Source organism: Pseudochrobactrum asaccharolyticum (genome assembly GCF_003314995.1).
Taxonomy (GTDB): Bacteria; Pseudomonadota; Alphaproteobacteria; order Rhizobiales; family Rhizobiaceae; genus Pseudochrobactrum; species Pseudochrobactrum asaccharolyticum.
The window spans coordinates 480,865-496,174 of sequence record NZ_QNRH01000004.1; the positions used below are offsets into that span (position 1 = coordinate 480,865).

The 15,310-nt window shown below is 51.3% G+C and carries 28 protein-coding genes; all 28 read left to right on the top strand.

Going from position 1 to position 15,310, the window contains the following annotated elements:
* A partial coding sequence (locus DFR47_RS13390) for an EF-Tu C-terminal domain-related protein (RefSeq protein WP_483470856.1) occupies positions 1 to 133 on the top strand: 133 nt, incomplete at its 5' end.
* A gap of 81 nt (positions 134 to 214) precedes the next feature.
* Positions 215 to 523, top strand: a complete 309-nt coding sequence (gene rpsJ, locus DFR47_RS13395; protein ID WP_002964363.1) for a 30S ribosomal protein S10 — start codon at positions 215 to 217, stop codon at positions 521 to 523.
* Between the two features lie 26 nt (positions 524 to 549).
* Positions 550 to 1,278 carry a 50S ribosomal protein L3 gene (gene rplC, locus DFR47_RS13400; protein ID WP_113944900.1) on the top strand — a complete coding sequence of 243 codons (729 nt, stop codon included), beginning with the start codon at positions 550 to 552 and terminating at the stop codon, positions 1,276 to 1,278.
* On the top strand, positions 1,278 to 1,898 hold the full coding sequence (gene rplD / locus DFR47_RS13405) for a 50S ribosomal protein L4 (RefSeq protein WP_113944901.1): 621 nt from the start codon (positions 1,278 to 1,280) through the stop codon (positions 1,896 to 1,898). Before rplC ends, rplD begins: the two co-directional genes overlap by 1 nt.
* Entirely contained in the window at positions 1,895 to 2,188 is a 294-nt protein-coding gene (locus DFR47_RS13410) for a 50S ribosomal protein L23 (RefSeq protein ID WP_022710940.1), read from the top strand. Before rplD ends, DFR47_RS13410 begins: the two co-directional genes overlap by 4 nt.
* A 20-nt stretch (positions 2,189 to 2,208) precedes the next feature.
* Positions 2,209 to 3,042, top strand: coding sequence for a 50S ribosomal protein L2 (rplB, locus tag DFR47_RS13415; RefSeq protein ID WP_113944902.1), 834 nt, complete (start codon positions 2,209 to 2,211; stop codon positions 3,040 to 3,042).
* Positions 3,043 to 3,057: 15 nt separating this feature from the next.
* A complete protein-coding gene (gene rpsS, locus DFR47_RS13420; protein ID WP_022710942.1) occupies positions 3,058 to 3,336 on the top strand; it encodes a 30S ribosomal protein S19 in 279 nt (92 codons plus the stop codon).
* 2 nt (positions 3,337 to 3,338) lie between these two features.
* Complete coding sequence (gene rplV / locus DFR47_RS13425; RefSeq protein WP_022710943.1) at positions 3,339 to 3,728, top strand: 50S ribosomal protein L22; 390 nt, start codon at positions 3,339 to 3,341, stop codon at positions 3,726 to 3,728.
* Positions 3,728 to 4,438 carry a 30S ribosomal protein S3 gene (gene rpsC, locus DFR47_RS13430; RefSeq protein WP_113944903.1) on the top strand — a complete coding sequence of 237 codons (711 nt, stop codon included), beginning with the start codon at positions 3,728 to 3,730 and terminating at the stop codon, positions 4,436 to 4,438. The genes rplV and rpsC overlap by 1 nt, the downstream gene beginning before the upstream one ends.
* A gap of 39 nt (positions 4,439 to 4,477) precedes the next feature.
* Positions 4,478 to 4,891 (top strand): 50S ribosomal protein L16, encoded by a 414-nt coding sequence (gene rplP / locus DFR47_RS13435; protein WP_075654831.1) that lies wholly within the window; start codon positions 4,478 to 4,480, stop codon positions 4,889 to 4,891.
* Between the two features lie 11 nt (positions 4,892 to 4,902).
* Entirely contained in the window at positions 4,903 to 5,103 is a 201-nt protein-coding gene (rpmC, locus tag DFR47_RS13440; RefSeq protein WP_113944904.1) for a 50S ribosomal protein L29, read from the top strand.
* 11 nt (positions 5,104 to 5,114) lie between these two features.
* Positions 5,115 to 5,345: a 30S ribosomal protein S17 gene (gene rpsQ / locus DFR47_RS13445; protein WP_113944905.1), complete on the top strand. Its 231-nt coding sequence runs from the start codon at positions 5,115 to 5,117 to the stop codon at positions 5,343 to 5,345.
* Between the two features lie 78 nt (positions 5,346 to 5,423).
* Positions 5,424 to 5,792, top strand: coding sequence for a 50S ribosomal protein L14 (gene rplN, locus DFR47_RS13450; protein WP_113944906.1), 369 nt, complete (start codon positions 5,424 to 5,426; stop codon positions 5,790 to 5,792).
* Positions 5,793 to 5,805: 13 nt separating this feature from the next.
* Complete coding sequence (gene rplX / locus DFR47_RS13455) at positions 5,806 to 6,117, top strand: 50S ribosomal protein L24 (protein ID WP_022710949.1); 312 nt, start codon at positions 5,806 to 5,808, stop codon at positions 6,115 to 6,117.
* Positions 6,110 to 6,667 (top strand): 50S ribosomal protein L5, encoded by a 558-nt coding sequence (rplE, locus tag DFR47_RS13460; RefSeq protein ID WP_113944907.1) that lies wholly within the window; start codon positions 6,110 to 6,112, stop codon positions 6,665 to 6,667. Before rplX ends, rplE begins: the two co-directional genes overlap by 8 nt.
* Positions 6,668 to 6,693: 26 nt before the next feature.
* Positions 6,694 to 6,999, top strand: coding sequence for a 30S ribosomal protein S14 (rpsN, locus tag DFR47_RS13465; RefSeq protein ID WP_113944908.1), 306 nt, complete (start codon positions 6,694 to 6,696; stop codon positions 6,997 to 6,999).
* A 12-nt stretch (positions 7,000 to 7,011) separates the two neighbouring features.
* The gene (rpsH, locus tag DFR47_RS13470; protein ID WP_113944909.1) at positions 7,012 to 7,410 is read left to right on the top strand and encodes a 30S ribosomal protein S8; all 399 of its coding nucleotides are present in this window, start codon (positions 7,012 to 7,014) and stop codon (positions 7,408 to 7,410) included.
* 40 nt (positions 7,411 to 7,450) lie between these two features.
* Positions 7,451 to 7,984, top strand: coding sequence for a 50S ribosomal protein L6 (gene rplF, locus DFR47_RS13475; RefSeq protein ID WP_113944910.1), 534 nt, complete (start codon positions 7,451 to 7,453; stop codon positions 7,982 to 7,984).
* A gap of 12 nt (positions 7,985 to 7,996) precedes the next feature.
* Complete coding sequence (gene rplR / locus DFR47_RS13480) at positions 7,997 to 8,359, top strand: 50S ribosomal protein L18 (RefSeq protein WP_113944911.1); 363 nt, start codon at positions 7,997 to 7,999, stop codon at positions 8,357 to 8,359.
* A 279-nt stretch (positions 8,360 to 8,638) separates the two neighbouring features.
* A complete protein-coding gene (gene rpsE, locus DFR47_RS13485; RefSeq protein WP_113944912.1) occupies positions 8,639 to 9,199 on the top strand; it encodes a 30S ribosomal protein S5 in 561 nt (186 codons plus the stop codon).
* 48 nt (positions 9,200 to 9,247) lie between these two features.
* A complete protein-coding gene (gene rpmD / locus DFR47_RS13490) occupies positions 9,248 to 9,445 on the top strand; it encodes a 50S ribosomal protein L30 (protein WP_022710956.1) in 198 nt (65 codons plus the stop codon).
* Between the two features lie 20 nt (positions 9,446 to 9,465).
* On the top strand, positions 9,466 to 9,939 hold the full coding sequence (gene rplO / locus DFR47_RS13495; RefSeq protein ID WP_113944913.1) for a 50S ribosomal protein L15: 474 nt from the start codon (positions 9,466 to 9,468) through the stop codon (positions 9,937 to 9,939).
* 152 nt (positions 9,940 to 10,091) lie between these two features.
* Positions 10,092 to 11,432, top strand: a complete 1,341-nt coding sequence (gene secY, locus DFR47_RS13500; RefSeq protein ID WP_113944914.1) for a preprotein translocase subunit SecY — start codon at positions 10,092 to 10,094, stop codon at positions 11,430 to 11,432.
* Positions 11,429 to 12,013 carry an adenylate kinase gene (locus tag DFR47_RS13505; RefSeq protein ID WP_113944915.1) on the top strand — a complete coding sequence of 195 codons (585 nt, stop codon included), beginning with the start codon at positions 11,429 to 11,431 and terminating at the stop codon, positions 12,011 to 12,013. Before secY ends, DFR47_RS13505 begins: the two co-directional genes overlap by 4 nt.
* Before the next feature lie 475 nt (positions 12,014 to 12,488).
* Entirely contained in the window at positions 12,489 to 12,857 is a 369-nt protein-coding gene (gene rpsM / locus DFR47_RS13510) for a 30S ribosomal protein S13 (RefSeq protein WP_075654838.1), read from the top strand.
* A gap of 239 nt (positions 12,858 to 13,096) precedes the next feature.
* Positions 13,097 to 13,486 (top strand): 30S ribosomal protein S11, encoded by a 390-nt coding sequence (gene rpsK, locus DFR47_RS13515; RefSeq protein ID WP_113944916.1) that lies wholly within the window; start codon positions 13,097 to 13,099, stop codon positions 13,484 to 13,486.
* A 105-nt stretch (positions 13,487 to 13,591) separates the two neighbouring features.
* A complete protein-coding gene (locus tag DFR47_RS13520; protein ID WP_113944917.1) occupies positions 13,592 to 14,605 on the top strand; it encodes a DNA-directed RNA polymerase subunit alpha in 1,014 nt (337 codons plus the stop codon).
* A gap of 42 nt (positions 14,606 to 14,647) precedes the next feature.
* The gene (gene rplQ, locus DFR47_RS13525; RefSeq protein ID WP_113944918.1) at positions 14,648 to 15,073 is read left to right on the top strand and encodes a 50S ribosomal protein L17; all 426 of its coding nucleotides are present in this window, start codon (positions 14,648 to 14,650) and stop codon (positions 15,071 to 15,073) included.
* Positions 15,074 to 15,310 lie beyond the last annotated feature (237 nt).

The following is a 15,310-nucleotide window of genomic DNA, read 5'->3' on the forward strand; positions in this document are numbered from 1 at the left end:
TATGCCGGGCGACAACGTAACTGTTGATGTTGCGCTGATCGTGCCAATCGCTATGGAAGAAAAGCTCCGTTTCGCGATCCGTGAAGGTGGCCGCACTGTTGGTGCAGGTATCGTCGCTTCGATCATCGAATAATAGATTTGTGCAGGGCGTTTGGTTAGGTGATCTTTGATTATCTGAATAGCCAAACGTCCCGCGTAAAAAGGAACAAATCAAATGAACGGTCAAAACATCCGCATTCGCCTTAAGGCGTTTGACCATCGGATCCTTGACGCTTCGACCCGCGAAATCGTGTCGACTGCCAAGCGTACCGGTGCCAATGTGCGCGGACCGATCCCTCTGCCAACACGGATCGAAAAGTTCACAGTAAACCGGTCGCCGCACATCGATAAGAAGAGCCGCGAGCAGTTCGAGATGCGCACTCATAAGCGTCTTCTCGATATCGTTGACCCAACCCCTCAGACAGTTGATGCTCTTATGAAGCTGGATCTGTCGGCTGGTGTTGATGTCGAGATCAAGCTGTAAGGCTTGAGGACGGAAGGAACGAACCGATGCGTTCAGGTGTTATTGCACAAAAGCTGGGCATGACCCGCGTTTATACAGACGCAGGCGAGCATGTACCGGTGACAGTACTCCGCATGGAGAACTGCCACGTGGTAGCTCAGCGCACAGTAGAGAAGAACGGCTACACAGCCGTACAGCTTGGCGTAGGATTGGCCAAGGTGAAAAACACGACCAAGGCTCTGCGCGGTCACTTCGCGAAGGCTGAAGTTGAACCGAAAGCGAAAGTAGCTGAGTTCCGCGTTTCAGAAGACAATCTTCTGGATGTAGGCGCAGAAATCACTGCTGAGCATTTTGTAGCCGGTCAAAAAGTTGACGTTACAGGTACAACAATCGGTAAAGGTTTTGCCGGTGTTATGAAACGTCACAACTTCGGCGGCGGCCGCGCAACTCATGGTAACTCGGTATCCCACCGTTCCCATGGTTCGACCGGTCAGCGTCAGGATCCAGGTAAAGTATTTAAAGGCAAGAAAATGGCCGGTCACATGGGTCAGACCCGTGTAACCACGCAGAATATCGAAGTCGTTTCTACCGACCTCGATCGCGGTCTGATCCTTGTTCGCGGTGCGGTTCCTGGTTCCAAGGGTGCATGGATCTATGTTCGCGATGCTGTAAAAGTATCGCTGCCAGAAAATGCTCCTAAGCCAGCTGGCCTGCGCCAAGCTAAAGGTGAAGCTGCTGCGGTTGCAGAACCTGCAGCGACTGAGGGAGCCGAATAATGGATCTCACAATTACAACACTTGAAGGCAAGGATGCCGGTAAAGTGCAGCTTTCCGAAGAAATCTTCGGTCTGGAGCCGCGCGATGACATCCTTCAGCGCGTTGTCCTTTGGCAGCTCGCTCGCCGTCAGCAGGGTACCCACCAGACTCTGACCCGTGGTGAAGTTGCACGTACCGGTGCAAAAATGTACAAGCAGAAAGGTACCGGCCGCGCCCGTCACCATTCCGCACGTGCACCACAGTTCCGTGGCGGTGGTAAGGCTCATGGTCCTGTATCCCGTAGCCATGCGCACGATCTTCCTAAGAAGGTTCGCGCTTTGGCTCTGCGTCATGCCCTTTCGGCTAAGGTTAAAGCCTCTGATCTGATCATCATTGATGATCTGGCAGCTGCAGAAGCCAAGACCAAGCTGCTGGTAAGCCAGTTTGCTAATCTCGGTCTGGAAAATGCACTGTTGATCGGCGGTTCGGAAATCGACGCCAACTTCAAGCTGGCTGCATCCAATATTCCAAATATTGATGTACTGCCGGTACAGGGCATCAACGTTTACGACATTCTTCGCCGTGGCAAGCTCGTCCTTTCCAAGGCAGCTGTCGAAGCCCTCGAGGAGCGTTTCAAATGACAGACCTTCGTCATTATGATGTGATCGTTAGCCCGGTCATTACCGAAAAGTCGACCATGGTTTCTGAATTTAACCAGATCGTCTTTAACGTAGCCCGCAAGGCCACGAAACCTGAGATCAAAGCTGCAGTAGAAGCGCTCTTCGGCGTGAAAGTTACAGCTGTGAACACCACTGTGCGTAAAGGCAAAGTGAAGCGTTTCCGCGGTATTGTTGGGCGCCAGAGCGATGTCAAGAAAGCGATCGTAACTTTGGCTGAAGGCCAGAGCATCGACGTTTCGACTGGTCTCTGAGAGGCCGTGGAGTAAAGACAATGGCACTCAAGCACTTTAACCCGATCACTCCTGGCCAGCGTCAGCTGGTCATTGTGGATCGTTCGGAGCTCTTCAAGGGCAAACCAGTCAAGGCTTTGACACAGGGTTTGACCAAAAAGGGCGGTCGTAATAACACTGGTCGTATCACTGTTCGCTATCAGGGCGGTGGTCACAAGCGTACGTATCGCTTCATTGATTTCAAGCGTACGAAACACGATGTGTCCGCTACTGTAGAGCGTTTGGAATACGATCCAAACCGTACCGCATTCATCGCGCTGATCCGCTACGAAGACGGTGAGCTGAGCTACATCATTGCACCACAGCGTCTTGCTGTTGGCGACAAGGTTATCTCCGGCGCACAGGTTGACGTTAAGCCAGGTAACGCGATGCCACTCGGTGCGATGCCGGTTGGTACAATCATCCACAACGTGGAAATGAAGCCAGGCAAGGGCGGTCAGATCGCTCGTTCCGCCGGTACCTATGCTCAGCTCGTTGGTCGTGACCAGGGTATGGCGATCCTTCGCCTGAACTCCGGTGAACAGCGTCTGGTGCACTCCGGTTGTCTCGCTACTGTTGGCGCTGTATCCAATCCGGATCACGGCAACACCAACGACGGTAAAGCCGGTCGTTCCGTATGGCGCGGTAAGCGTCCACACGTTCGCGGCGTTGCCATGAACCCGGTTGATCACCCACACGGTGGTGGTGAAGGTCGTACCTCGGGTGGTCGTCATCCTGTTACTCCGTGGGGCAAACCTACGAAGGGCAAGAAGACACGCTCGAACAAGGCGACGGACAAATTCATCATGCGTTCGCGTCATCAGCGTAAGAAATAAGAGAGGTAGTCTAAAGTGGCTCGTTCAGTTTGGAAAGGACCGTTTATTGACGGCTATCTTCTCAAGAAGGCTGAGAAGGTACGCTCCGGCGGTCGTAATGAGGTTATCAAGATCTGGAGCCGTCGCTCCACGATCCTGCCACAGTTTGTTGGCCTGACCTTTGGTGTATACAACGGTAATAAGCACATTCCTGTGTCTATCTCCGAAGAAATGGTCGGACACAAGTTCGGTGAATTCGCTCCAACCCGTACCTATTACGGTCACGGTGCGGACAAGAAAGCGAAGAGGAAGTAAGTATGGGCAAGGCCAAGGCTCCGCGCCAGCTTAAGGATAACGAGGCGAAAGCCGTCGCCCGCACGATTCGCGTTAGCCCGCAGAAACTTAACCTTGTCGCGGCTCTGATCCGCGGCAAGAAAGTCAACGCGGCTCTTGCTGATCTGTCGTTCTCGCGCAAGCGTATCGCAGAGACAGTTAAGAAGACGCTCGAATCGGCAATCGCCAACGCAGAAAACAATCACGACCTCGATGTTGATGCTTTGATCGTTGCGGAAGCTTCTGTTGGCAAGTCGATCGTCATGAAGCGCTTTCATGTACGTGGTCGCGGTAAAGCAAGCCGGATTGAACGTCCGTTTTCGCACCTGACCATCGTTGTCCGCGAAGTCGCCGAAAAAGGGGAGGCCGCATAATGGGCCAGAAGATTAATCCGATCGGTTTTCGTCTGGGCATCAACCGTACCTGGGATTCGCGTTGGTACGCGAATACCGGCGAATACGGTAAGCTCCTTCATGAAGATCTGAAGATCCGCAAATACCTGACTGAAGAACTCAAGCAGGCCGCGATCTCTAAAATCGTGATTGAACGTCCGCACAAGAAGTGCCGTGTGACCATTCACTCGGCTCGTCCGGGCATTATCATCGGTAAGAAGGGTGCAGATATCGAAAAGCTCCGTAAGAAGCTTTCCGACATGACCAACTCTGATGCAGTTCTCAACATTGTTGAAGTTCGCAAGCCAGAAGTTGATGCTACCCTGATTGCTCAGTCGATCACTCAGCAGCTGGAACGCCGTGTGGCATTCCGTCGCGCTATGAAGCGTGCTGTTCAGTCCGCAATGCGTCTCGGCGCAGAAGGCATCCGTATCAATTGTTCGGGTCGTCTTGGCGGTGCGGAAATCGCACGTATGGAATGGTACCGTGAAGGTCGCGTTCCGCTTCACACTCTGCGCGCTGATATTGACTACGGTACAGCTGAAGCACAGACCGCTTACGGTATCTGCGGCGTGAAAGTTTGGGTATTCAAAGGCGAAATCCTTGAGCATGACCCAATGGCTTCTGAACGTCGTGCGATTGAAGCCGACGCACAGGGTCCGCAGTCAAACCGCCGCCGCGAAAACGCTTAATTTTAAGCGTTTTCGGTTAGAATATTGGAGTAGAGAACAATGTTGCAGCCTAAGCGCACAAAGTTCCGTAAGCAGTTCAAGGGCCGTATTCACGGTGAATCCAAGGGCGGTACGGACCTTAACTTCGGTGCTTTCGGCCTGAAGGCAGTCGAGCCTGAACGCGTTACCGCACGTCAGATCGAAGCCGCTCGCCGTGCCATTACCCGTCACATGAAACGTGCCGGTCGTGTATGGATCCGGATCTTCCCGGATCTGCCAGTAACTTCTAAACCTACCGAAGTCCGTATGGGTAAAGGTAAGGGTTCAGTAGACTACTGGGCATGCCGCGTAGCACCAGGTCGTGTTATGTTTGAGCTTGACGGCGTATCAGAAGATGTGGCACGTGAAGCTCTCCGACTCGGAGCTGCGAAGCTGCCGATTAAGACGCGTTTTATTCAACGCATCGCTGAATAAGAGAGACAGCTATGAAAGCCGCAGACATCCGGGCCAAAAGCCTCGACCAGCTGACTGATCAGTTGGGTGGATTGAAGAAAGAGCAGTTTAACATGCGCTTTCAGAAAGCCACCGGTCAGTTAGAAAAAACCGCACGTGTGAAGCAGGTTCGCCGCGACATCGCACGTATCAAGACTATTGCCCGCCAGAAGGCGGCCGAAAGCAAGGCATAAGGAATCTAATAATGCCTAAACGCATTCTGCAGGGCGTTGTCGTTAGCGACAAGAACGACAAAACTGTCGTTGTTAAAGTGGAGCGCCGTTACGCGCATCCACTGCTTCAGAAGATTATTCGTCAGTCCAAGAAGTACAAAGCTCACGACGCGAACAACCAGTTCAAGGTTGGTGATCAGGTTTCCATTCAGGAATCTGCTCCGATTTCGAAAGACAAACGTTGGGTAGTTCTCGCGAACTAATTAACGGGCTAACATAAACACGCAGCTTAGGTAGGGCATGAGCCCTTAACCAGCTGAGAGATAAGAAGGCGGCCAGTCATGATTCAGATGCAAACAAACCTCGACGTGGCGGATAATTCCGGCGCACGTCGTGTCATGTGCATCAAGGTGCTGGGCGGCTCGAAACGGAAATACGCTTCCGTTGGTGACATCATTGTGGTGTCCATCAAGGAAGCGATTCCTCGTGGCCGCGTAAAAAAAGGTGACGTAATGAAGGCGGTTGTGGTTCGCACAGCCAAGGACATTCGTCGCGCAGATGGTAGCGTTATCCGTTTTGATAACAATGCCGCTGTTTTGATTGACAATAAAAAAGAGCCTATCGGCACTCGTATCTTCGGACCGGTTCCACGCGAACTTCGCGCTAAGAGCCACATGAAGATCATCTCGCTGGCTCCTGAAGTTCTGTAAGGGAAGTTCGACGATGCAAAAGATTCGCAAAGGCGACCGCGTTGTAGTGCTTGCCGGTAAGGACAAGGGCCGTACCGGTGAAGTGATCAAGGTCTTGCCAAAAGAAGATCAGGCTTTCGTAAGCGGTATCAATATTGTTAAGCGCCATCAGCGCCAGACACAGACACAGGAAGCCGGCATTATTTCCAAAGAAGCCGCAATCCATCTGTCAAACCTGGCGATTGCTGATCCTAAAGACGGTAAACCAACCCGCGTTGGTTTCGTTGAAAAGGACGGCAAGAAGGTACGCGTAGCAAAACGTTCCGGAGAGTCGATCGATGGCTGAAGCAAAGAGTGAACCACGCTTCAAGACGCTTTATAAGGATACAATCCGTAAAGCTCTTCTTGAAGAGTTCAAATACAGCAACGAAATGCAGATTCCACGCGTTTCTAAAGTTGTAATCAATATGGGCGTTGGCGAAGCCACAGCAGACTCCAAAAAGCCTGCACGTGCTGCTGAAGATCTGGGTCAGATCGCCGGTCAGAAAGCTGTCATTACCCGCGCACGTAATTCAATCGCGACCTTCAAACTCCGTGAAGATATGCCGATTGGTACGAAAGTCACTCTGCGTGGCGAGCGTATGTACGAATTTTTGGACCGTCTGGTTACGATTGCGCTGCCGCGCGTTCGCGACTTCCGTGGTCTGAATCCTAAAAGCTTTGACGGTCGTGGCAACTTCGCCATGGGTATCAAGGAACACATCGTGTTTCCAGAAATCAACTACGATAAAGTTGATCAGATCTGGGGCATGGACATCATCGTTTGCACGACTGCACCAACGGATGATGAAGCTCGCGCTCTTCTGCGCGCCTTCAACTTCCCGTTCCGCCAGTAACGGCAAGCGTAGCGAGGTAATCAAAAATGGCCAAGACTAGCGCAGTCGAAAACAACAAGCGCCGCGAAAAGTTGGTTAAGCGTCATGCTGCTAAGCGTGCACGTTTGAAGGCAATTGTTATGGATCAGTCCCTGCCTCTGGATGAGCGTTTCCGCGCTACAATCCAGCTGGCTGAGATGCCACGTAACTCCTCCAAAGTTCGCATTCGCAACCGTTGCGAAGTTTCCGGACGTCCACGCGGTTTCTACCGCAAGCTTCGTATGTCGCGTATTGCTTTGCGCCAGCTGGGTTCGCTCGGCCAGGTTCCAGGCATCGTAAAGTCGAGCTGGTAAGGGAGTTATTACATGACTATGTCAGATCCTATCGGCGATATGCTGACCCGCATCCGCAATGCGCTTGGACGTAAGAAGTCCAAGCTCACAACACCTGCTTCCAAGCTGCGTGCTCGCGTGCTGGATGTACTGCAGGCTGAAGGCTACATCCGCGGATACACACAGACCGACTTCGACAACGGTAAATCCGAAATCGAAATCGAACTGAAATATTACGAGGGTGCACCAGTCATCCGTGAATTGACCCGTGTTTCAAAGCCGGGCCGTCGCGTTTACGTTTCGGTAAAGTCGATTCCTCAAGTCGCTAACGGCCTGGGTATCTCCATCCTTTCCACCCCTAAGGGTGTGATGGCAGATCATCAGGCTCGTGAGCAAAACGTTGGTGGTGAGCTGCTCTGCCGCATCTTCTGATGTGGCTGAGTGGTGAACATAGAAACGGACAGGGTTAACAATGTCTCGTATCGGTAAAAAACCCGTGCCGGTTCCGGCAGGCGTGACCGCCAGCGTTGATGGTCAGACTGTTATTGCCAAAGGCACTAAAGGCGAACTTCAGTTCGTTGTAAGTCAAGAAGTAAGCGTTAAGATGGAAGAGGGCGCTGTTAGCGTTACTCCTTTGTCCCAGTCGAAAGACGCGCGCGCTAAATGGGGCATGGCCCGTACCATGATCAGCAACATCTTCACCGGTGTTAAAGACGGCTTCGAAAAGAAGCTTGAAATTTCCGGTGTTGGTTATCGTGCTGCTATGCAGGGCAAGAATCTTCAGCTTTCGCTGGGTTTCAGCCATGAAGTCATCTACGATGTTCCGGCCGGCATCACTGTTGCAACACCAAAGCCAACGGAAATCGTTGTCTCCGGTATTGACAAGCAGGTTGTAGGTCAAGTTGCTGCCGAGATCCGTGAATACCGTTCACCTGAGCCTTATAAAGGCAAGGGCGTTCGTTATGCCGGTGAAGTTATCGTCCGCAAGGCCGGTAAGAAGAAATAAGGAACACGTGTTATGGCATCGCCGAAACAAACTATTCAGCGCCGTGCTGCACGCGTTCGTCGTCAGCTCAAAGCTGTTTCGAATGGCCGCCTGCGCTTGAGCGTACATCGTACATCCAAGAATATCTATGCACAGATTATCGATGATGTACGTGGTCACACTGTTGCTGCTGCTTCCACCCTTGACGGTGACCTGAAAAAGGCCCTGAAAACCGGTGCAGACACTGCAGCTGCTGCTGCAGTTGGCAAGCTGGTTGCAGAACGTGCCGCTAAAGCCGGTGTAGCAGAAGTTGTCTTCGATCGTGGCGCATATATTTTCCACGGTCGTGTGAAAGCTCTTGCTGACGCAGCGCGTGAAGCTGGTCTCAGCTTCTAAAAAAATATGAAAAATGTCGTCAGGTGCTTGCATTTGACGACATTTTTTATGTATTACAGCCTCGTGGTTCACAAGTGACTCACAATAGACGCTGTAAGCTAAACTACTCATCATAGTTGCCTGATACGTTTTACGTTGATTGCATTGATGGTAAGGCGCTCTGGTATCGGTTCTGATTTATCAGAAATCCGAGCTATGGGTGCCTGTTTGTGCATTTTCAGACTTAATGTCTTGTTAATGTTTCAATTGTGCTTCCGGAAAAGAAAAAGGAATTAGGAAATGGCACAGGAAAAACGTAATCGCGATGACCGCGGTCGCGAAGAGCGCGATAGCGAATTCGTAGATAAACTGGTTCACATCAACCGCGTTGCTAAAGTTGTTAAGGGCGGTCGTCGCTTCGGCTTTGCTGCTCTGGTTGTTGTTGGCGATCAGAAAGGCCGCGTAGGCTTTGGTCATGGTAAAGCCCGCGAAGTGCCTGAAGCAATTCGTAAGGCAACTGAAGCTGCTAAGCGTGATATGATTTTTGTTCCGCTGCGTTCAGGCCGTACTCTGCATCACGATGTTCAGGGTCGTCATGGCGCCGGTAAAGTTCTCTTGCGTTCGGCTCCTGCCGGTAAGGGTATCATCGCTGGTGGTCCAATGCGTGCGGTTTTCGAAACGCTCGGCGTACAGGACGTTGTAGCCAAGTCCCTTGGCTCATCCAATCCGTACAACATGGTGCGTGCAACCTTTGATGCTCTGAAGCATCAGATGCACCCGAAAGATATCGCTGCACAGCGCGGTATCAAGTATTCCACACTGCAGGCTCGTCGTCATGACGTAGTTGCCGGTGAAGAATAACCATTGGGTGAGGGGCGTTAGCCCCGCAAGGACTTAAGGAACAAAGTTATGTCTTCGACTAAAGGCAAAACGGTTACCGTTGAACAGATTGGTAGCCCAATTCGTCGTCCGAAAGAACAGCGCGCTACGCTCGTTGGTCTCGGTCTTAACAAAATGCGCCGCCGCAGCACACTGGAAGATACACCTTCCGTTCGTGGTATGATTGCCAAGGTTGCGCACCTCGTCCGCGTTGTGGACGAAGCTTAATCAAGCGCAGGAGAATTATCATGAAACTTAATGATCTGCGTGAAAACCCAGGTGCAACCAAGGCCCGCAAACGCGTTGGTCGTGGTATCGGTTCCGGCTCCGGCAAAACCGGTGGTCGCGGTGTGAAGGGTCAGAAGTCCCGTTCCGGCGTGTCCATCAACGGTTTTGAAGGCGGTCAGATGCCAATCTACCGTCGCTTGCCTAAGCGCGGTTTTACCAACATCTTCGCTAAGAAGTTCAATGTTGTGTCGGTTGGTCGCATTCAGGAGGCTGTTGATGCGGGTAAGCTGGATGCAAAAGCATCTGTTACCGCTGAAGCACTTATCGCTGCCGGTGTTATCCGTCGCGCTCTGGATGGTTTCCGCGTTGTTTCCGATGGTGAAATCACAGCTAAGCTGGTGATTGAAGCCGCCGGTGCTTCTAAGGTTGCGATCGAAAAGATCGAAAAAGCAGGCGGTTCGGTAAAATTACCTGATGCTGCTTCTGCCGAATAAGGCCTCAGAAATACCTTCAAGACGGCGGCCTTAGTGCCGCCGTTTTCAACTTTATGCCTATTGATTTCATGTGCCTACTTGCGTCTTGATGTCTATGGGCATATCTGGGGAGGGGCGTCAGATTCTGACGTACGACAGACCGGAGTAATCTCATGGCATCGGCTGCTGAACAGCTTGCATCCAATTTGAATTTTTCAGCCTTCTCGAAGGCGACTGAGCTCAAGAAGCGTATATGGTTTACGCTCGGGGCTCTGCTTGTGTATCGTTTTGGTACATATATTCCTCTGCCGGGCATTAATCCTGACGCGCTGGCCCAGTCGTTCCAGCAGCACAGCCAGGGTGTGCTGGGGCTGTTCAATATGTTCGCCGGTGGTGCTGTTGCACGTATGGCGATCTTTGCGCTGGGGATTATGCCGTATATTTCGGCATCCATTATCGTACAGCTTATGACCTCTGTGGTGCCTTCTCTTGAAGCGCTGAAAAAAGAGGGCGAAGCCGGACGTAAGGTCATTAATCAGTATACGCGTTATGGTACAGTGCTTCTGGCGCTTGTGCAGGCCTATGCAATCTCTGTTGGGCTTGAATCAGGCAGCGGTATTGTCACCGAACCGGGACTATTCTTCCGTATCACTTCGGTCATTACGCTTGTTGGCGGTACAATGTTCCTGATGTGGCTCGGTGAGCAGATCACTGCACGTGGTATCGGTAACGGTATTTCGCTGATTATCTTTGCGGGTATCGTGGCGAACCTGCCTCAGGCGATCTCGGGTACGCTTGAACTCGGCCGTACAGGCGCGTTGTCCACAGCTTTGATTCTTGCTGTTATCGTACTGGCGATCGCTCTGATTGCTGTCATCGTTTTCGTAGAACGCGCACAGCGCCGTCTGCTGATCCAGTATCCGAAGCGTCAGGTCGGTAACCGTATGGCACAGGGCGAAACCTCGCACTTGCCGCTTAAGCTGAATACAGCTGGTGTTATTCCTCCGATCTTTGCATCTTCTCTGCTGCTGCTGCCTGCAACTGTTGCCGGTTTCGCAAACACAGAAAGCATGCCGGCATGGGGAAGCACGCTTCTGTCAGCTCTCGGTCACGGTCAGCCGATCTATATGTTCCTTTATGCAGCGCTGATGGCATTCTTCTGCTTCTTCTATACAGCGATTGTCTTTAATCCTAAGGACACTGCTGACCAGCTGAAGAAACATTCGGGCTTTATTCCGGGTATCCGTCCGGGCGAACGTACCGCAGAATATATTGATTATGTTCTGACACGTATCACTGTGATCGGCGCTATCTATATCGTGATGGTCTGTCTTATACCTGAGTTTCTGATTTCAGCAGCTGGTGTTCCTTTCTATCTCGGTGGTACGTCCCTGCTTATTGTTGTCAACGTAACACTTGATACAGTTGCTCAGATTCAGGGTCATCTCATTGCTCATCAATATGAAGGGCTTATCAAAAAATCCAAACTTCGTGGGGGAAGACGGGCGAGATGAGACTTATACTTTTAGGACCTCCGGGCGCAGGTAAGGGCACACAGGCAAAAATTCTCACCGAGAAATATGCTATCCCGCAGCTTTCGACCGGTGACATGCTCCGTGCAGCTGTTGCCGCACAGACTGAAGTTGGTAAACGCGCCAAAGCAGTTATGGATGCAGGTCAGTTAGTTTCCGATGAGATTGTTAATGCGATTGTTTCTGATCGCATCGACCAGCCGGATTGCGCGAACGGATTTATCCTTGATGGTTATCCGCGTACCGTACCTCAGGCACAGGCGCTGACAGGTATGCTGAAAGACAAGCATGCTGAGCTGGATGCGGTTATTGAGCTGAAAGTGGATGAGACTGCTCTGATCAAGCGTATGGAAAGCCGCGTTGCGGAAACCATCGCTGCAGGTGGTACTGTTCGTTCAGACGATAATCCGGAAGCTTTCCGCAAGCGTCTCGTCGAGTATCGTGAAAAAACCGCACCTTTGTCTGACTATTATACAGGCACCGGTGAATTGAAGCTGGTAGATGGCATGGCCGCTATGGCTGATGTGACAGCAGAAATTGAAAAGCTTCTGCTTCCTGCCTGATCAGTTTCTCTGGTTTGGATAAATACAAAAAGCCGGTCTGATGTTTCAGGCCGGCTTTTGTTTTTGACTGTCAGTTGCATTACGGTATTAATGAAACGGTAAGGATTTGCAGCGCTCTGGTGATAGAGGTTGACTTTTCCTTTCGATTCCGTCAAAGACAGCGACAATTCGCTTAATTCGATGAATGCGGCCGCACTCCGGTTGCGTTCATTTTTATGCTGTCTGTATCCGGTGGTTCGGTGCAGGCATAGAGAACAGATCCGGTTAGATAGAATAACTGGTGGATCTCTTGGATTTCGTACGTGTTATTCGTCATTCACTTGCATTTTTTGTGAGCAGCAACGGCAGATAGCGTACGGTAGAGCTCATTACAGCAATGAGCCGGTTTTCCGGTGCTGTAATATTTAAAACTACCGCATGATCAATAAAACAGCCCGCGTGGCTGCTATTGTGCGGTTCATACAGGAGAAAGCGCATGGCACGTATTGCTGGCGTAAACATTCCAACGAATAAGCGTGCAATCATTGCACTTCAGTATATTCACGGTATTGGCCCTAAATTTGCTGCTGAAATCATGGAAAAGGTCGGCATTGCGCTTGATCGCCGTGTAAACCAGCTGACAGATGCTGAAGTACTGCAGATCCGTGAAACTATTGACCGTGATTACCAGGTTGAAGGTGATCTGCGTCGTGAAGTTTCCATGAACATCAAGCGTCTGATGGATCTGGGCTGCTACCGCGGTCTGCGTCATCGTCGCTCCCTGCCGGTTCGCGGTCAGCGTACCCATACCAATGCTCGTACCCGTAAGGGTCCTGCAAAGGCAATCGCCGGTAAGAAGAAATAATCTGCTGGTGCCGGAACTGTTTTTTAAAACAGCTCCGGCATTTGCTCGTCTTCTCTCAAGCCTTAGCGTTTGGGCGAAAATGCAGTGCAGATTTTGCTTCATTTATGAAGCATCTTAAAGGTTTGGTTCCGTAAGGAGCCAATAAACAGATCCAGACATGAACAGGCCTTAAAACCTGAAACATGTCGGTGTAGCCGCTGGTACTACGGCGGTGTAGAGATCAATTGGAAGGACTAGTTATGGCTAAAGAAGCCGGTCGCGTTCGTCGTCGCGAACGTAAAAATATTTCCTCGGGTGTTGCACACGTTAATTCGTCATTCAACAACACACTGATCACCATCACAGACGCACAGGGCAATGCGATTGCCTGGTCGTCAGCTGGCGCACAGGGCTTCAAGGGTTCGCGTAAATCGACTCCTTTTGCTGCTCAGATCGCTGCTGAAGATTGCGCCAAGAAGGCTCAGGAACACGGCATGCGTTCGCTGGAAGTTGAAGTTTGCGGTCCGGGTTCCGGCCGTGAATCAGCACTTCGCGCTCTGCAGGCTGCCGGTTTCACAATCACTTCGATCCGTGATGTGACCCCGATCCCGCACAATGGTTGCCGTCCACGCAAGAAGCGTCGCGTCTAATCAGTTCATCGCCGCAAGGGCCCGAACATTTGTTCAGGTCTTTCGTGGTTTCCACTCTCTGTTGCCACGATTGGATAGTGGCAAAGCTAGATTAAAGGAAAGCACATGATTCAGAAAAACTGGCAGGAACTGATCAAGCCTAACAAGGTTGATTTTCTTACCCAGGGCTCGAAGAACAAGATCACTGTCGTGGCTGAACCGCTTGAACGCGGTTATGGTCTGACATTGGGTAACGCGCTGCGTCGCGTTCTTCTTTCTTCGCTGCGCGGTGCTGCGGTGACCGCTGTTCAGATTGACGGCGTTCTGCATGAATTCTCGTCGATCAACGGCGTGCGCGAAGACGTAACCGATATCGTACTGAATGTTAAAGAAATCGCTATCCGTATGGAAGGCGATGGACCTAAGCGCATGGTTGTCCGCAAGGAAGGACCAGGCGTCGTAACGGCTGGTGATATCCAGACGGTTGGTGATGTTGAAATCCTTAATCCGGATCACGTCATCTGCACCCTCGATGAGGGCGCTGAAATCCGCATGGAATTCACTGTCAATACGGGCAAGGGCTATGTGCCTGCTGACCGTAACCGCGCTGAAGATGCTCCGATCGGTCTTATTCCGGTTGACAGCCTCTATTCACCGGTACGTAAAGTTTCCTACAAAATCGAAAACACCCGTGAGGGACAGGTTCTCGATTATGACAAGCTGATCCTCAATGTTGAGACCAACGGCTCTGTCAGTGGTGAAGATGCAGTTGCTTATGCAGCTCGTATTCTTCAGGACCAGCTTGCGATCTTCGTCAACTTTGACGAGCCGCAGAAGGAAGCTCCGCAGGAACAGGTTGCAGAACTGGCATTCAATCCGGCTCTCCTCAAGAAAGTGGATGAACTGGAACTGTCTGTACGTTCGGCAAACTGCCTGAAGAACGACAACATCGTTTATATCGGCGATCTGATCCAAAAGACAGAAGCCGAAATGCTGCGGACTCCGAATTTCGGCCGCAAGTCGCTGAACGAAATCAAAGAAGTTCTGGCGTCGATGGGACTCCATCTTGGTATGGAAATCCCGACCTGGCCGCCGGAAAATATCGAAGATCTCGCTAAGCGCTACGAAGATCAATATTGAGACCGGTTGCGACCGGAAGATAGATTTTAAAGGAGAAGGCTCATGCGCCACGGAAAAACACTCCGTAAGCTGAACCGGACTGCAAGCCACCGTAAGGCAATGTTCGCCAACATGGCTGCTTCGCTGATTGAACACGAACAGATCGTAACAACTTTGCCTAAGGCAAAGGAAATCCGTCCGATCGTTGAGAAGCTCATCACTCTCGGCAAGCGCGGTGATCTGCATGCACGTCGTCAGGCCATTTCGGCTATCCGCGATGTACAGCTGGTTCAGAAACTGTTTGACGTTCTGGCAACCCGTTATGCTGACCGTCACGGCGGCTACATCCGTATCATGAAGGCAGGCTATCGCTTCGGTGATAACGCTCCTCTGGCAGTTGTTGAGTTCGTAGAACGCGACATCACTGCTAAAGGCGCTGCTGATCGTGCACGCGTTGAAGCAGAAGCTGCTGAAGCAGAAGCTGCATAATCTGTTTCAAACAGATTGTATAAATTAAGGGGCCTCACGGCCCCTTTTTTATTGGTTGGTTTATTTGGAGATTGAGAAGCCTGCTTTTTCCATACATGACAGGAAATCAATCTGTGTTTGTGCCCATTGCCTGATGTACTCAGCTTCCGTGTGCGTTTTGTACAGTTTTCGACCTAGAGTGAGTGCCTGCGTGCTTGCAGTTCTCCTCGTGTAATAAGTTGTATCGCCATATATCAG

What these genes read in the sequence shown, in the direction of transcription:
- rplE (WP_113944907.1), top strand. Translation starts at nt 6,110, where the DNA reads ATGGCTGAAGCAAAGAGTGAACCACGCTTCAAGACGCTTTATAAGGAT.
- rpsM (WP_075654838.1), top strand. Translation starts at nt 12,489, where the DNA reads ATGGCACGTATTGCTGGCGTAAACATTCCAACGAATAAGCGTGCAATC.
- rplN (WP_113944906.1), top strand. Translation starts at nt 5,424, where the DNA reads ATGATTCAGATGCAAACAAACCTCGACGTGGCGGATAATTCCGGCGCA.
- secY (WP_113944914.1), top strand. Translation starts at nt 10,092, where the DNA reads ATGGCATCGGCTGCTGAACAGCTTGCATCCAATTTGAATTTTTCAGCC.
- rplX (WP_022710949.1), top strand. Translation starts at nt 5,806, where the DNA reads ATGCAAAAGATTCGCAAAGGCGACCGCGTTGTAGTGCTTGCCGGTAAG.
- rplR (WP_113944911.1), top strand. Translation starts at nt 7,997, where the DNA reads ATGGCATCGCCGAAACAAACTATTCAGCGCCGTGCTGCACGCGTTCGT.
- DFR47_RS13520 (WP_113944917.1), top strand. Translation starts at nt 13,592, where the DNA reads ATGATTCAGAAAAACTGGCAGGAACTGATCAAGCCTAACAAGGTTGAT.
- rpsC (WP_113944903.1), top strand. Translation starts at nt 3,728, where the DNA reads ATGGGCCAGAAGATTAATCCGATCGGTTTTCGTCTGGGCATCAACCGT.
- rplF (WP_113944910.1), top strand. Translation starts at nt 7,451, where the DNA reads ATGTCTCGTATCGGTAAAAAACCCGTGCCGGTTCCGGCAGGCGTGACC.
- rpsH (WP_113944909.1), top strand. Translation starts at nt 7,012, where the DNA reads ATGACTATGTCAGATCCTATCGGCGATATGCTGACCCGCATCCGCAAT.
- DFR47_RS13505 (WP_113944915.1), top strand. Translation starts at nt 11,429, where the DNA reads ATGAGACTTATACTTTTAGGACCTCCGGGCGCAGGTAAGGGCACACAG.
- rpsJ (WP_002964363.1), top strand. Translation starts at nt 215, where the DNA reads ATGAACGGTCAAAACATCCGCATTCGCCTTAAGGCGTTTGACCATCGG.
- rpsQ (WP_113944905.1), top strand. Translation starts at nt 5,115, where the DNA reads ATGCCTAAACGCATTCTGCAGGGCGTTGTCGTTAGCGACAAGAACGAC.
- rpsK (WP_113944916.1), top strand. Translation starts at nt 13,097, where the DNA reads ATGGCTAAAGAAGCCGGTCGCGTTCGTCGTCGCGAACGTAAAAATATT.
- rplP (WP_075654831.1), top strand. Translation starts at nt 4,478, where the DNA reads ATGTTGCAGCCTAAGCGCACAAAGTTCCGTAAGCAGTTCAAGGGCCGT.
- rpmD (WP_022710956.1), top strand. Translation starts at nt 9,248, where the DNA reads ATGTCTTCGACTAAAGGCAAAACGGTTACCGTTGAACAGATTGGTAGC.
- rplO (WP_113944913.1), top strand. Translation starts at nt 9,466, where the DNA reads ATGAAACTTAATGATCTGCGTGAAAACCCAGGTGCAACCAAGGCCCGC.
- rplB (WP_113944902.1), top strand. Translation starts at nt 2,209, where the DNA reads ATGGCACTCAAGCACTTTAACCCGATCACTCCTGGCCAGCGTCAGCTG.
- DFR47_RS13410 (WP_022710940.1), top strand. Translation starts at nt 1,895, where the DNA reads ATGACAGACCTTCGTCATTATGATGTGATCGTTAGCCCGGTCATTACC.
- rpsE (WP_113944912.1), top strand. Translation starts at nt 8,639, where the DNA reads ATGGCACAGGAAAAACGTAATCGCGATGACCGCGGTCGCGAAGAGCGC.
- rplD (WP_113944901.1), top strand. Translation starts at nt 1,278, where the DNA reads ATGGATCTCACAATTACAACACTTGAAGGCAAGGATGCCGGTAAAGTG.
- rpmC (WP_113944904.1), top strand. Translation starts at nt 4,903, where the DNA reads ATGAAAGCCGCAGACATCCGGGCCAAAAGCCTCGACCAGCTGACTGAT.
- rplQ (WP_113944918.1), top strand. Translation starts at nt 14,648, where the DNA reads ATGCGCCACGGAAAAACACTCCGTAAGCTGAACCGGACTGCAAGCCAC.
- rplV (WP_022710943.1), top strand. Translation starts at nt 3,339, where the DNA reads ATGGGCAAGGCCAAGGCTCCGCGCCAGCTTAAGGATAACGAGGCGAAA.
- rpsN (WP_113944908.1), top strand. Translation starts at nt 6,694, where the DNA reads ATGGCCAAGACTAGCGCAGTCGAAAACAACAAGCGCCGCGAAAAGTTG.
- rplC (WP_113944900.1), top strand. Translation starts at nt 550, where the DNA reads ATGCGTTCAGGTGTTATTGCACAAAAGCTGGGCATGACCCGCGTTTAT.